Annotated in this window: 11 protein-coding genes and 2 pseudogenes; 10 read left to right on the top strand and 3 right to left on the bottom strand. The window is 36.5% G+C overall.

Annotated elements, in window-relative coordinates; genetic code table 11:
• Positions 1-174 precede the first annotated feature (174 nt).
• From DJ93_RS16425 to DJ93_RS16395, 7 genes are all read left to right on the top strand, one after another.
• Positions 175-1,050, top strand: a complete 876-nt coding sequence (locus DJ93_RS16425) for a cytochrome aa3 quinol oxidase subunit II (protein ID WP_042981985.1) — start codon at positions 175-177, stop codon at positions 1,048-1,050.
• 33 nt (positions 1,051-1,083) lie between these two features.
• Positions 1,084-3,018: a cytochrome aa3 quinol oxidase subunit I gene (qoxB, locus tag DJ93_RS16420; protein WP_042981983.1), complete on the top strand. Its 1,935-nt coding sequence runs from the start codon at positions 1,084-1,086 to the stop codon at positions 3,016-3,018.
• Positions 3,019-3,031: 13 nt separating this feature from the next.
• Positions 3,032-3,634: a cytochrome aa3 quinol oxidase subunit III gene (gene qoxC / locus DJ93_RS16415; protein ID WP_042981981.1), complete on the top strand. Its 603-nt coding sequence runs from the start codon at positions 3,032-3,034 to the stop codon at positions 3,632-3,634.
• Between the two features lie 2 nt (positions 3,635-3,636).
• Positions 3,637-3,948: a cytochrome aa3 quinol oxidase subunit IV gene (gene qoxD, locus DJ93_RS16410; RefSeq protein WP_042981978.1), complete on the top strand. Its 312-nt coding sequence runs from the start codon at positions 3,637-3,639 to the stop codon at positions 3,946-3,948.
• Between the two features lie 226 nt (positions 3,949-4,174).
• Positions 4,175-6,004 carry a monovalent cation:proton antiporter family protein gene (locus DJ93_RS16405; protein WP_042981976.1) on the top strand — a complete coding sequence of 610 codons (1,830 nt, stop codon included), beginning with the start codon at positions 4,175-4,177 and terminating at the stop codon, positions 6,002-6,004.
• A gap of 81 nt (positions 6,005-6,085) precedes the next feature.
• Positions 6,086-6,343, top strand: coding sequence for a DUF4022 family protein (locus DJ93_RS16400; RefSeq protein WP_117287968.1), 258 nt, complete (start codon positions 6,086-6,088; stop codon positions 6,341-6,343).
• Positions 6,344-6,357: 14 nt separating this feature from the next.
• Positions 6,358-6,795 (top strand): GNAT family N-acetyltransferase, encoded by a 438-nt coding sequence (locus tag DJ93_RS16395; RefSeq protein WP_042981972.1) that lies wholly within the window; start codon positions 6,358-6,360, stop codon positions 6,793-6,795.
• 72 nt (positions 6,796-6,867) lie between these two features.
• Here the strand turns inward: DJ93_RS16395 and DJ93_RS16390 are convergent.
• The 3 genes and pseudogenes from DJ93_RS16390 to DJ93_RS16380 form a co-directional block, all read right to left on the bottom strand.
• A pseudogene (locus DJ93_RS16390) lies at positions 6,868-7,263 on the bottom strand (hypothetical protein).
• 4 nt (positions 7,264-7,267) lie between these two features.
• Positions 7,268-7,468, bottom strand: coding sequence for a helix-turn-helix transcriptional regulator (locus DJ93_RS16385; RefSeq protein ID WP_042981971.1), 201 nt, complete (start codon positions 7,466-7,468; stop codon positions 7,268-7,270).
• Between the two features lie 138 nt (positions 7,469-7,606).
• Positions 7,607-8,899 carry an NCS2 family permease gene (locus DJ93_RS16380; RefSeq protein ID WP_042981970.1) on the bottom strand — a complete coding sequence of 431 codons (1,293 nt, stop codon included), beginning with the start codon at positions 8,897-8,899 and terminating at the stop codon, positions 7,607-7,609.
• 277 nt (positions 8,900-9,176) lie between these two features.
• Here DJ93_RS16380 and DJ93_RS16375 point away from each other — a divergent pair, with 277 nt between their 5' ends.
• The 3 genes and pseudogenes from DJ93_RS16375 to DJ93_RS30710 all read left to right on the top strand — a co-directional run bounded on the left by DJ93_RS16375 (position 9,177) and on the right by DJ93_RS30710 (position 13,726).
• A complete protein-coding gene (locus DJ93_RS16375; protein WP_042981969.1) occupies positions 9,177-10,568 on the top strand; it encodes an amino acid permease in 1,392 nt (463 codons plus the stop codon).
• A 181-nt stretch (positions 10,569-10,749) separates the two neighbouring features.
• A complete protein-coding gene (locus tag DJ93_RS16370; protein WP_042981967.1) occupies positions 10,750-12,297 on the top strand; it encodes a DNA-binding protein in 1,548 nt (515 codons plus the stop codon).
• 74 nt (positions 12,298-12,371) lie between these two features.
• Positions 12,372-13,726: pseudogene (locus DJ93_RS30710) on the top strand (IS3 family transposase).
• The last annotated feature ends 26 nt before the right edge of the window (positions 13,727-13,752 follow it).

The raw sequence follows: 13,752 nt of genomic DNA, 5'->3' as shown, positions 1-13,752 counted from the left end.
CTCTGGAAAATAGTTTACAATGTTATCAAGTTACAAATGATATTCACCTTAAAAAGTGTGCATTTGTGTCTATTTTTTAACAATATGACAAAAACTATTGCCTTCTATAAATTAATAGGTTTATATTGTTTTATTGGCATAGTTTCAATCCAAGGAGAAAGGAGATTTTCAATCGTGCAACTAAAGAAAGCGTTTTGGAAGTTGGCTTCACTTCTTCCGTTATCATTACTTCTGTTCCTCGGTGGCTGTGAGAAAAAACTTGCAGTATTAAATCCGCAAGGACCTGTTGCAAAAGCGCAATATGATTTAATTGTTTGGTCATTCGTGCTTATGTTATTAATTATCGCAATTGTATTCATCTTGTTTACAGTCATCTTGATTCGTTATCGTGAAAAACCAGAAAACATGGACTATGAGCCACCTGATCAACACGGTAACACATTATTAGAAATTATTTGGACACTTTTCCCTGTTATTATCGTTATCGCATTATCGATTCCAACAGTAAAAGCAACGTATGCTTCTGAGCAAGTACCAGAAGCGTCCAAAGATATTAAGCCAGTTGAGATTTATGTTACATCTGCAAACTGGAAATGGTTATTCAGTTACCCAGAGGAAAAAATTGAAACCGTTAACTATTTGAACGTGCCAGCTGGTGTACCAATTCAATTTAAACTGACTTCTGTAGGCCCAATGAATGCTTTCTGGGTTCCAGAGCTTGGTGGTATGAAGTACACAATGGATGGCATGATCATGGATTTATATTTACAAGCTGACAAACCAGGTTCTTACCTAGGTCGTAGCTCTAACTTCTCAGGTGAAGGGTTTACTCACATGGAATTTGAGCTTGAAGCAAAAACAAAAGAAAAGTATGACAAGTGGGTAAAAGAAGTTCAAGAAACTGCCCCTAAATTAACAGAAGCAAAATACAATGACATTATTAAACCTGGTGTAGTAGGGCGTATGACATTCTCTAGTCACCACTTAAGTTATGTAGATCCAAAATCACTTGAATATTGTGATTACAACTACTACAAAAACAAAAAATAATAGCTATAATTCCAACAGATTGGAGTGAACACAGTGAAGCTTGATGAATTTTTTGTCACAGGTGATCCGATTATTTATGGAGCAGACGCATCTATCGTTCTTGTGACATTAGCAATCATTTTCGTACTGACAAAGTATAAAAAATGGAAATGGCTTTGGGATGAATGGTTAACAACTGTTGACCATAAAAAAATCGGTATAATGTATATTATATCGGCAGTTCTAATGTTATTCCGTGGTGGTATGGACGGTTTAATGATCCGTGCCCAATTAACATTCCCAGATACAACTTATTTAAACGCTGAACACTATAACGGAATCTTTACAACACATGGTACAGTAATGATTCTTTTCATGGCAATGCCATTCGTTATGGGATTAATGAACGTCGTTGTACCATTACAAATTGGTGCTCGTGACGTTGCATATCCGTTCTTAAATGCTTTAAGTTTCTGGTTATTCTTTATCGGAGCAATGTTATTCAACATCGCTTTCGTAATCGGTGGTTCTCCAGACGCTGGGTGGACATCTTACTTCCCAATGGCGGGTACAGAGTTTACTCCTGGTGTAGGGAATAACTTCTACGCAATTGCTTTACAGATTTCAGGTCTCGGTACGCTAATGACAGGTATTAACTTCCTTGTTACGATTTTAAAAATGCGTACACCTGGTATGACATTAATGAGAATGCCAATGTTTACTTGGTCAATCTTAATTACAACAATTATTATCATTTTCGCTTTCCCAGTATTAACAGTTGCTCTTGCATTAATGACATTTGACCGTCTATTCGATGCTCACTTCTTTACGATGGCGAGCGGCGGTATGCCAATGCTCTGGGCCAACCTGTTCTGGGTATGGGGTCACCCTGAAGTATATATCGTTATTTTACCGGCATTCGGTATTTTCTCTGAAATCATTAGTACATTCTCACGTAAACGTCTATTCGGTTACAGTGCGATGGTTTACTCAATGATCGCAATTTCTTTACTAAGTTTCGTCGTATGGCTTCACCACTTCTTCACAATGGGTGCAGGTCCAGCGGTTAACTCATTCTTCTCGATCTCGACAATGGCGATTTCGATTCCAACCGGTGTTAAGATCTTTAACTGGTTGTTTACACTGTATAAAGGACGTATTCGTTTTACAGTTCCAATGCTTTGGTCATTGGCATTTATTCCAAACTTCGTAATCGGTGGGGTTACAGGGGTTATGCTTGGAATGGCAGCAGCTGATTATCAATACCATAACAGCTACTTCCTAATTGCCCACTTCCATTACGTATTAATTGCAGGTACAGTATTCGCTATGCTTGCTGGATTCACATTCTGGTATCCAAAAATGACAGGTCATATGTTAAACGAACGCCTAGGAAAATGGACATTCTGGATCTTTATGAGCGGATTTAACATCTGTTTCTTCCCAATGTACTTCTTAGGTTTAGATGGTATGACTCGTCGTATGTACACTTACTCTGAAAGCCTTGGATGGGGCTGGCTAAACCAAATCGCATCTGTCGGTGCGGTAATGATGGGTATTGGCTTCCTACTCCTTTGCTACAACGTAGTTTGGAGTGCTCGCCACGGCGAACGCGACGTTACTGGAGATCCATGGGATGGCCGTACTCTTGAATGGGCAACTCAATCTCCTGTACAACATTACAACTTCGCAAAACTTCCTGAAATTAAAGAAGCTGATGCTTTCTGGTTCATGAAAAAACGCGGAGAAACAGTTACACCAAAAGCTGATGAATTAAAACCAATTCACATGCCAAGTAACTCTGGTGTGGCAATTATTATGTCTAGCTTTATCGGCCTTGCTGGTTTTGCGTTAGTATTTAGCTGGTTCTGGTTAGCAATTATTGGCGGTATCGGTATGCTAGCTTGTATGATCTACCGTTCATTTGATTATGACGATGGTTACTACGTAAGCGTTGAAGAAATTAAAAAGACAGAACATGTAGCATGAGAGGTGAAATGAAATGGCGGCTTTAGATAAAAGCTTACCTTTAGAATATCAATCTGAACAAAGCAGATTGAATATCCTAGGATTCTGGATTTTTCTTGGGGCTGAAATTATGCTGTTCGCAACACTTTTCGCCTCTTATCTAGTACTTGCTGGTCGTACGGCAGATGGTCCAACACCAGCACAATTATTTGAAGTTAAAACACTTTTAATTCAAACACTGCTACTTCTAACAAGTAGTTTTACATGTGGGATCGCAATTCATGAAATGCGTAAACACAATCAAAAAGGAATGTTAGCTTGGTTTATCCTAACTTTACTTTTAGGTGCAGGCTTCCTATTCTTTGAAATTGAAGAATTCATTATGTACGTTGGGGAAGGCGCAACGATTCAAACAAGTGCATTCTTATCTGGATTCTTCGTTCTTCTTGGAACTCACGGTGCCCACGTAACAGGTGGTATCATCTGGGCAACTTGTGTTATTATCCAAATTTTAAAACGAGGTTTAACACCAGTTACAGCTCGTAAAGTATTTATTATCAGCTTATACTGGCATTTCCTTGATCTTGTTTGGGTCTTTATTTACACACTAGTTTACTTGAACGGGATGGTGGCGTAATAATGGGACAAAACAATACTCAAGCAAATGGAAACGCGCATAGCGGGTTTCCATGGTCACACGTTTTCGGATTCATTTTATCGCTTGCACTAACGTTTCTTGCTTTATATGTTGCTCTTTACACTGACCTGCCACTTTCAACGATATTAACAACTATTATCGTAATGGCAGTTGCGCAAGCTTTATTACAATTAGTTATGTTCATGCACTTAAAAGAAGGAGAAGGAAGAATTCAAATTCTTACAATGATATACAGTTTCTTCGTTGCAATTGCAACAGTTGGTCTTACTGTATGGATTTTCTTCTCAATGTAATTTGCATGAAAAAGACTGCTGAGATTCCTCAGCAGTCTTTTTTTTATTATCTCCCCGCCTCCTATTGCATCCACATTACGGAATGAACAACAGAATCATGAAAAATATACTTATTATGACAAATGTTAAGAAAACTCTTTCTTTATGGAATCGAATTCACACGCGTTGCTTTTCTTCCTATAATATGGCTAAATAAGTACTATATTATTTGAAGGGAGAGAACGCAATGGAACATCATTCTTCTGTTCTATCACTTATGGTTGTTGTCGCAATCGCGTTTTTCATTCCCCTTTTGTTACAACGCTTTAAATTAAAAGCACTTCCTGTCGTTGTCGCAGAAATTATAGCAGGAATTTTTGTAGGAAAAAGTGGATTTAACATTATTGAGCCAGATATGTGGCTTCAAGTCTTATCAACACTAGGGTTTATCTTCCTAATGTTCTTAAGTGGTTTAGAAATTGACTTTTCGATCTTTACACAAAAAGGGAAAAAGAATACGACAAACGAACCAAACACATTCCAAGCAGCAAGCATTATCTTCTTATTTATTTTCATCTTATCTTATGCCCTATCATTACTATTCGTATGGCTAGGCTTTGTAGACAATGCGCTGTTTATGACTTTAATTATTTCAACTATTTCTTTAGGTGTTGTCGTACCAACATTAAAAGAAAATAACTTAGGAAAAACAGCCATCGGACAAATCATTTTATTAGTCGCTGTTATCGCAGACTTAGTTACAATGATTTTATTAGCTGTATTCGTCGGATTAAATTCTGAAAGCGGCCAAAGCATGTGGCTTCTTCTTCTTCTATTCGGTGCAGGTATTGTAATTTACTTTATCGCAAGACGCTTTAAAAATATTCCATACCTAGAAAACTTAAAAGCCGGTAGTGTACAAATTGACACCCGGGCTGTTTTTGCACTCATCTTAATTTTAGTTGGATTATCTGAATCTGTTGGTGCAGAAAACATTTTAGGAGCCTTCTTAGCAGGTGTACTCGTATCCTTATTATCACCAAATGAAGACATGGTTGAAAAACTTGATTCTATTGGATATGGTTTCTTCATCCCCATTTTCTTCGTAATGGTTGGCGTAAATTTAGAAGTATGGTCTATTTTTAAAGAGCCTTCTAGTATGTTAATGATCCCAATTTTAATCGTTGGACTCTTCATTTCAAAACTATTACCATCACTTGTATTAAGAAAATGGTACCCACGTAATATCGTCTTAGGAAGTGCTATTTTATTAACATCGACACTTTCTTTAGTTATTGCAGCCGCACAAATTGGTGAAAAGCTAAATATTATTAGTCCCAGTTTATCTGCCTCACTTATTTTAAGCGCAGTTATTACATGTATTTTTGCACCTATACTATTTAAAAAGATGTTTCCAAAGGTTGAAACACCGAAACCGAAAGTTTCTATTATTGGTGCAAGTCGAATTACCCTTCCGTTATCACTTGATTTAAAACGTGAAGATTATGATGTAACACTATATATGATATGCCAAAATAAAATAAACGCGGAAGAAGTGAAATCTCATGACTTCCCAATCGTGAAATTAGATGAAATCACTATCCAAACTTTAACAGAGCAAAAAGCTTTTGAGGCGGATCGTGTCGTTGTTGCAACAAGTGATGATGCACAAAACTTATTATTAGCAGAACACGCAAAAGAATTAGGTGTTGAACATGTCATCGCAAGTGTAGAAGATCCACTTCTACAAGAAAAAGCAACGCAAGAACATATCGCTGTATTCTCAACAATTAACTCTACACGTATTTTATTACGTGCACTTATTGATAAACCAAGTCTCGTTCGCTTAATCACAACTGCCAATGAAACAGTCCGCGAAGTAGAACTGCGTAGCAATAAGTATAACGGTTTACCACTTCGTCGCCTACCATTTTTAGGTGATGTACTTGTTATTCAAATTTACCGTGGTAACAAAGCATTAATACCACACGGTGATACGAAGTTACAACATGAGGATATCCTTCTTGTAACAGGCTCAAAAGAGCATATCGATACAATGAAAAACATATTAGAATGATAAAAATGCCCTTCTCTTCAATGAGTAGGGCATTTTTTACATCATATGTTTTTTTCTAATTTTCTTATTTTTTATGGTAAAATGTTACTATCATACATTATGGGGATGAATCACATTATGTCTATTTCAACTTTAGCTCTTTTATTATTAGGAGAAATACTCGTCGCCATTATTCTCATTGGTATCAGCATTGAAATTTGCAGTTATGGGTGGAAGAAGTCCAATGGAATTAAATATTGTTGTCTTGTATTCTCACTACTTCTCGGTGCATCTAGCATAATCGGCCTTTGCGTTGCACCAGCATACTTCTTTTTACAACTTGTAGAAAAAGGATTATGAGAAAGGATGATTATATGATTACAGTTAAACAAATTGATGCATCGGAAACATACTTACTACGTCAAACAGTTTTGCGTCCAAATCAAACACTAGAAGACTGTAAATATCTTTCCGATAACGAAAAGGACACCTTCCATTTAGGTGCATTTTCACACGACAAACTTATTAGTATCGCTTCCTTCTCTAAAGAAATACATCCTGACTTACAAACTGGTATCCACTATCGCCTACGTGGAATGGCAACAGCACCTGACTTCCGAAAACAGCATGCTGGCAGCTCCTTAATCCGTAAAGCTGAACAAACCTTACAAGAACGCGAGGCAAACGTCCTATGGTGTAATGCCCGGATTACCGTAGCAGATTATTACAAACGATTAGGCTTCCATGAGCATGGTGAAATATTTGAGATTGATCTAATTGGACTACATAAAGTAATGTATAAAGAAATATAAGAAAAGCTTTCTGTGACCGGCGGAAAGCTTTTCTTATATTTCATCTTCATCTCTTATTCTTTTCATATATTTTTATGCAAATAATAATGGGAGTAAAAAACAAACAAATAAAATGAGTCCCGTTATACTAATTTCTTTCATAGAAATGTTTGGTGTTACAATTATACAAACACCTAAAATTCCAATAATAAATACAACTGGTATTAATAATAATTTAACAAAATAGCTACGTTTGACTCCCCCTGTCTGTTCATACACCTCTACCGAATGCTTCAAATTTAGAAAGTTTATAACTACTAGCCCGCCGATAAATAACATTATTAAATCAGAGACTCCTTCATACCCTGCTCCCTGCACGACGTAACGATAAAAAACAATCCCTAATATCATAATATTTTAAAGGATGAAAGCTGTTCTAATATGTTTTAACCCTTCAATCATTAGCCGTTCGTCTTTCACAATTCTTATTCGATCACCCCTTGTCCTCCCAAAACAAATCATTCAACGTTTGATCTACCGCGTAACAAATTTTCAAACATAAGTCTAAAGATGGGTTATACTTCCCCTTCTCAATTAAACTAATTGTTTGCCTTGTAACGCCTACTTTTTCTGCTAATTGTTGTTGTGTTAAACCTAACTGCACACGTGCAACTTTTATTTTACTTACAGCCAATTCATGTGCCTCCTTCCCTTTCACCGTAATATATATATTCTATTTAGCAATTTATATTTTACTCAAGTGATTTAAAATTCACTTTATTATACACAAAAAAGGTGCTTCCCATAAGAAGCATCCTTTCTTATCTCTATATTATAAGAACAAATGACATCCAAATAAAATTGTAAATAGATATAGCAACGGATGTACTTCCATCCCTTTCCCCTTCACAATTTTTAAGATCGGATACACTAAAAAGCCAATTGCAATCCCATTTGCAATACTAGATGTTAACGGAATACCTACGAAAATTAAAAATGCTGGTAATGCATCTTCAAATTCATTCCAATTAATATCGCGGATGCTTTGTGCCATTAGGCTCCCAACTATAATTAACGAAGGAGCTGTAATTGCTGCCACACTTGATAAGGACGCGATAACAGGGCTGAAAAACGCTGTTATAATCGTTAAACCGACTACTACAATACCTGTTAAACCAGTCTTACCACCTGCTGCAATTCCAGCCGATGATTCAATTGTAGCTGCTGTAGGACTCGTCCCAAAGACAGCTCCTGTCGTTCCACCAATTGCATCAGCAATGAACGCTTTACCAAAACGTTTTTCAGTGTTGTCCGTATTTAAACCCGCTTGTTTAATTAATCCTAGCAATGCACCTGTTGTATCAAATAAAAGTACCAGTAAAAATGAAAAAACAACGCCGTATAGTCCATATTCCATTACATCAGAAAATGCATGAATTGGATTGGAAATAATCATTCCTTCTGGTAAGTGAGGAATCGCTGTAATTTTATTCTCAAACTTTAATTGCCCTGTAAAGAAAGCAATAATACCTGTTACAATCATGCTAATAAACAGTGCACCACTTACGCGTAATGCCATTAACACTGCCGCTAAAACTAAACCAACTAATGTTAAAATAACAACCGGTGAATGGAAATCTCCAATTGTAACTAAATTAGATGGATGATCAACAATGATTCCTGAAAGACGCAATCCTATAAAAGCAATAAAAAGTCCAATTCCACCTGCAATTGCATGCTTTAAACTATCCGGAATTGCAACAATAAGCTTTTGCCTAAACGAAGTAAAAGATAATAAAAGAAAAATAATACCTGTTACAAATACCGCTGAAAAAGCAATTACATACGTAATACCTTCCGCGTTTTGCACAACAGAATAAGCAAAATATGCATTCATTCCCATCGCCGGAGCAATAACAATTGGATAGTTGGCTAAAAATGCCATACATAGTGTTCCGACAACTGTCGCAATAATAGTTGCCGTAAATGCTTGATCAAATGGTACACCTGCATCAGCTAATATTTTCGGATTGATGACAAGGATATACGCAAATGTAAAAAAAGTTGTGATGCCAGCTAAAACCTCTTGCTTCACAGAAGTATTATACTTTTGTAATTGAAACATACTTATGTACCCTTCCTACAACTGAATTATTATCACACATTCTTTTCTTACTATTATGCGAGAAAATGTAGTACTTAATCTTAACAATCAATAAAAAGAAGCGTCAATATATTCACTAATAGTTCGAATTTTAAGTTTAATTCTGACGAATACAGATATAGTACAGCATAATTCGATTATTTTTGTAGCATAACAGAAATAAATGTTTTATAATTTGAAATAGTTAAATATTTAGCAAACGTATTCAAATATTGCTCACGCTACAAGGAGGCTTCTTATGCAGAACACAAACAAATCAGGGACTTTAAACAGGGGTTTAAAGCAACGACACATTACGTTAATGTCTCTCGGTTCAGCTATTGGCGTTGGATTATTTTTAGGATCAGCTTCTGCTATTAAATTAGCTGGCCCTTCCATCTTACTAGCATATATGATTGCTGGACTCGTTATTTTTTTCATTATGCGAGCTCTTGGAGAAATGGCAATTGAACAACCCGTTGCTGGTTCTTTTAGTAAATACGCATATGATTATATTGGACCACTAGCTGGTTATATTACTGGCTGGAACTATTGGTTTTTATGGGTTGTTACTTGTATGGCCGAAATTACTGCAGCTGGAATTTATATGGAGTTTTGGTTCCCAGAGATCCCACGCTGGATTTGGGCACTAGCGGCTCTCGTATTAATGAGTGCTTTTAACTTCTTATCTGTAAAAGTGTTTGGAGAACTAGAATTTTGGTTTGCTCTCATTAAAATTGTCACAATTATCAGTATGATAGTTATTGGGACAGGCATTATTTTATTCGGATTCGGAAATGACGGTATTGCAACTGGTATTTCTAACCTTTGGTCACATGGCGGCTGGTTCCCAAATGGTGTTTCTGGATTATTACTTTCCCTACAAATGGTGTTATTTGCTTATCTAGGTGTCGAACTCATCGGTGTCACAGCTGGCGAAGCGCAAAATCCAAAGAAGACACTCGCAAAAGCAATTGATAACGTATTTTGGAGAATTTTACTGTTTTACGTTGGAGCTTTATTCGTTATGATGGCGATTTATCCTTGGAACGAACTTGGTGAGAAAGGAAGTCCTTTCGTATTAACTTTCCAACAGATCGGGATCGCAAAAGCAGCAGGAATTATTAACTTTGTCGTCTTAACAGCAGCTCTTTCTTCTTGTAATGGCGGTCTATTTAGTACAGGCCGTATGTTATTTACATTAGCGCAGCAAAAGAAAGCACCTGAAAAGTTTGGTCGTTTAAACAAAAATGGTATTCCAAGTAACGGGATTATAGCAACTTCTATCGTCCTACTCGTTGGTGTTATATTAAACTATCTCGTTCCTGCGAAAGTATTTACATGGCTTACTAGTATTTCAACGTTCGGAGCAATTTGGACTTGGGGCATTATATTAGTCTCTCAAATTCAATTTCGTAAAGGATTACCAACTGAGCAAACAGAAAAACTAACGTATAAAATGCCTTTACATCCATTAAGCTCTTATTTCTCACTTGGCTTCCTTGCACTTGTGCTAGGTATTATGGCCTATTCAGAAGATACACGAATCGCATTAATCGTTGGCCCAATTTGGCTTATCGCCTTAGTCGTCGTGTATTACATGAAAGGGTTTCATAAGATAGATGAAACAACTAATTCTAAAATTAGTTAAATACGCAATCCCTTCCTTATTGATTGGAAGGGATTTTTTATTGTCTATACAAATATTTCTCAACAAAATTCATGTTATTTTTACAAATTTTTAATATATTTTATGTTTTTTGTCTTTATTTTTACAGAAAAATAAATTACATTATTAAAGCACATATATTTATTATTAGGGGGATTCTTCTATGAAGAATAAAAAATGGCTTACATTTTCTTTAGCAACAGCAATTACAATCAGTTTAGGAAGCGCTTATGCTCCATCTACCTATGCGGAAAGCTCTGTAGATCCAGCTCCTGAAATTGCAGCAAAAATTGTGAACCAAAACAATGGGAAGAAAGTACTATTTGATAATACTCACGGTCAAACGGCGGGGACAGCTGACTGGGTTATTGATGGAGGTTTTTCTGATTTCGGAAATGGTATTGCTCAAAATGGATATTTCGTAAAAGAGCTTCGTAAATCAACACCTATTACATATGAAGATTTAAAAAACTACAATGTGTTTATCGTCCCAGAAGCAAATATTCCTTATAAAAAGTCTGAGCAAGATGCAATGTTACAATATGTAAAAAATGGCGGTAGCATCTTCTTTATTGCGGATCATTATAACGCAGATCGCAATAAAAATCGTTGGGACTCTTCAGAAGTGTTCAATGGATATAGACGCGGTGCATGGGATAATCCAGCAAAGGGAATGTCTGGTGAAGAAGCAAACTCGGTGGCTATGCAAGGAGTAGAAAGTTCCGATTGGTTATCACAAAATTTCGGTATTCGATTCCGCTATAATGCATTGGGTGATGTTTCTGCCAAAAATATTGTATCACCTGAGCAATCATTCGGAATTACAAATGGTGTTTCATCTGTAGCAATGCACGCAGGTTCTACTCTTGCTATCACAAATCCTAAACTAGCAAAAGGACTCGTATACCTTCCAGAAAACCCATCGAAATGGAATAACGCTGTTGATAGCGGCGTTTATAACGGTGGTGGGGTTGCAGAAGGTCCTTACGCTGCTATTGCAAAAGTTGGTCTTGGAAAAGCAGCCTTTATTGGGGATTCTTCTCCTGTTGAAGATGCATCTCCAAAATATGTTCGTGAAGATTCAGGTCAATCAAAGAAAACATATGATGGATACCAAGAAGAAAACGATGCTGTTTTACTAGAAAACATCGTAAATTGGTTAGCTAAACAAGAAACATTTACAAGCTTAGATCAAGTGAATGGCTTACAACTTGATGCACCAACGCCTTTACAATCATTTGAACAACCTAATTTATCAACTGAACCACAACCAGAACCTTGGAGTGCTCCAAATCCAGGATACCAATGGTTTAATACAAATACATTTAAACTTGGTTCATACGGATATAATGGTGCGGTAGCTTCACGCGATTACGTAATTACGCACCCTAGCATTCTACCAAATAATGAAGTGTTCCAAATGAAGATTCAAGTGAACAACTTATTACCAAATACAGCTTATAACAATTACTCTTTAGGCATTTTCACAACTGGCGGAACACAAGTTGCAAAAGTCCAAAATGCAAATGGTACTTGGCCATCTACATTCGGATATAGTAATGCGTTTTCTTTCATAACAAATAGCCAAGGGTCTGCTGAAAAAATTGTGAATGTACAACTTGATCCAAATACAACTGGGCAAGCTACATTACGCCTTCGTCAAAACTCAACAGCAAAATATAGCGAAACTGTAACGATTAATAAGAAATAAAAAAAGAGCAATCCGCATGTGAACTGCACCCCAATTGTTAGACACAGTCTAACAATTGGAGGTGCAGTTTTTCTATGGCTAAATTTACAGCTGATGAAAAAATACAAATCGTTCTACGTTATTTGAACGGAAATGAAAGTTATCGAGAAATGGGTAGATCGCTCGGTATAAGTGACACAATCATTTTGAATTGGGTAAACCAATATAAACAGAATGGTCTGGAAGCTTTTCTAAAACGATGTACAAATTACACACAACAATTTAAACTAGACGTACTAAACTTTATGATTGAAAACGGTATGTCCTTATTTGAGACGGCAGCTATCTTTAATATTCCTGCCCCTTCAACGATTTCTGTTTGGAAAAAACAGCTCGAAACACAAGGAATTGATGCCCTTCAATCTAAGAAAAAGGGGCGTCCATCCATGAAAAAAGATTCAAATAAACAATTAAAACAACCTTTAGCTGAAGGGTCAGTCGAAGCACTTGAAGCACGCATTAAACAGCTTGAGATGGAAAATGAGTACTTAAAAAGTTAAATGCCTTAGTTCAAAACAAGGAAAAATCACAAAACAAGACAAAGCGCAAGTAGTCTATGAATTAAGGCATAAATATTCGGTGAAGGCACTCGTGGAGCTAGCTACTATTCCTCGAAGCACGTATTATGATTTAGTAAAGAAAATGAATCGTCCAGATGTAGATGCCGATTTGAAAGCTGAGATTAAAGCGATTTATGAGGAAAATGAAGGTCGTTATGGTTACCGTCGCATTCGTGATGAATTAACGAATCGTGGCCAGAAAGTGAACCACAAGAAGGTTCAGCGTATTATGAAAGAGCTTGGGTTAAAGTGTGTTGTGCGTATGAAGAAATATAAATCCTATAAAGGAAAAGTCGGTAGAATTGCACCGAATATTTTAGAGCGTAATTTTCATACAGATGCACCGAATCAAAAAGTGGGTAACAGACATCACAGAGTTTAAATTGTTTGGAGAAAAACTGTATGTATCACCTGTATTAGATTTGTATAATGGTGAAATTATTACCTATACAATTGGTTCTAGACCGACGTATTCGCTTGTTTCAGACATGTTAGAGAAAGCATTGGAACGTTTACCTGAAACCCACCAGCTACTGATGCATTCGGATCAAGGATGGCATTATCAAATGAGACAGTACGTCCGTACTCTTGAATCAAGAGCTATCGTCCAGAGTATGTCTCGAAAAGGCAACTGTTACGACAACGCAGTAATAGAAAATTTCTTTGGGATTATGAAGTCGGAGTTCCTCTACATAAAAGAATTTGAAAATGTAGAGCACTTTAAAATAGAATTAGAAAAATATATAGATTATTATAATACGAAACGGATTAAGGCAAAATTAAAAATGAGCCCGGTACAATACCGGACTCACTTTTATCAAGCTGCCTAATGAAATAACCGTGTCTAACTTTTAGG

The organism is Bacillus clarus, assembly GCF_000746925.1.
Classification (GTDB): domain Bacteria; phylum Bacillota; class Bacilli; order Bacillales; family Bacillaceae_G; genus Bacillus_A; species Bacillus_A clarus.
This window is presented reverse-complemented; position numbering and strand designations above follow the sequence as displayed.

Bases quoted from the DNA above. Each gene is read 5' to 3' on its own strand.
- qoxC (WP_042981981.1), top strand. From the start codon at position 3,032: ATGGCGGCTTTAGATAAAAGCTTACCTTTAGAATATCAATCTGAACAA.
- qoxD (WP_042981978.1), top strand. From the start codon at position 3,637: ATGGGACAAAACAATACTCAAGCAAATGGAAACGCGCATAGCGGGTTT.
- DJ93_RS16405 (WP_042981976.1), top strand. From the start codon at position 4,175: ATGGAACATCATTCTTCTGTTCTATCACTTATGGTTGTTGTCGCAATC.
- DJ93_RS16400 (WP_117287968.1), top strand. From the start codon at position 6,086: ATGTTACTATCATACATTATGGGGATGAATCACATTATGTCTATTTCA.
- DJ93_RS16395 (WP_042981972.1), top strand. From the start codon at position 6,358: ATGATTACAGTTAAACAAATTGATGCATCGGAAACATACTTACTACGT.
- DJ93_RS16380 (WP_042981970.1), bottom strand. From the start codon at position 8,899: ATGTTTCAATTACAAAAGTATAATACTTCTGTGAAGCAAGAGGTTTTA.
- DJ93_RS16375 (WP_042981969.1), top strand. From the start codon at position 9,177: ATGCAGAACACAAACAAATCAGGGACTTTAAACAGGGGTTTAAAGCAA.
- DJ93_RS16370 (WP_042981967.1), top strand. From the start codon at position 10,750: ATGAAGAATAAAAAATGGCTTACATTTTCTTTAGCAACAGCAATTACA.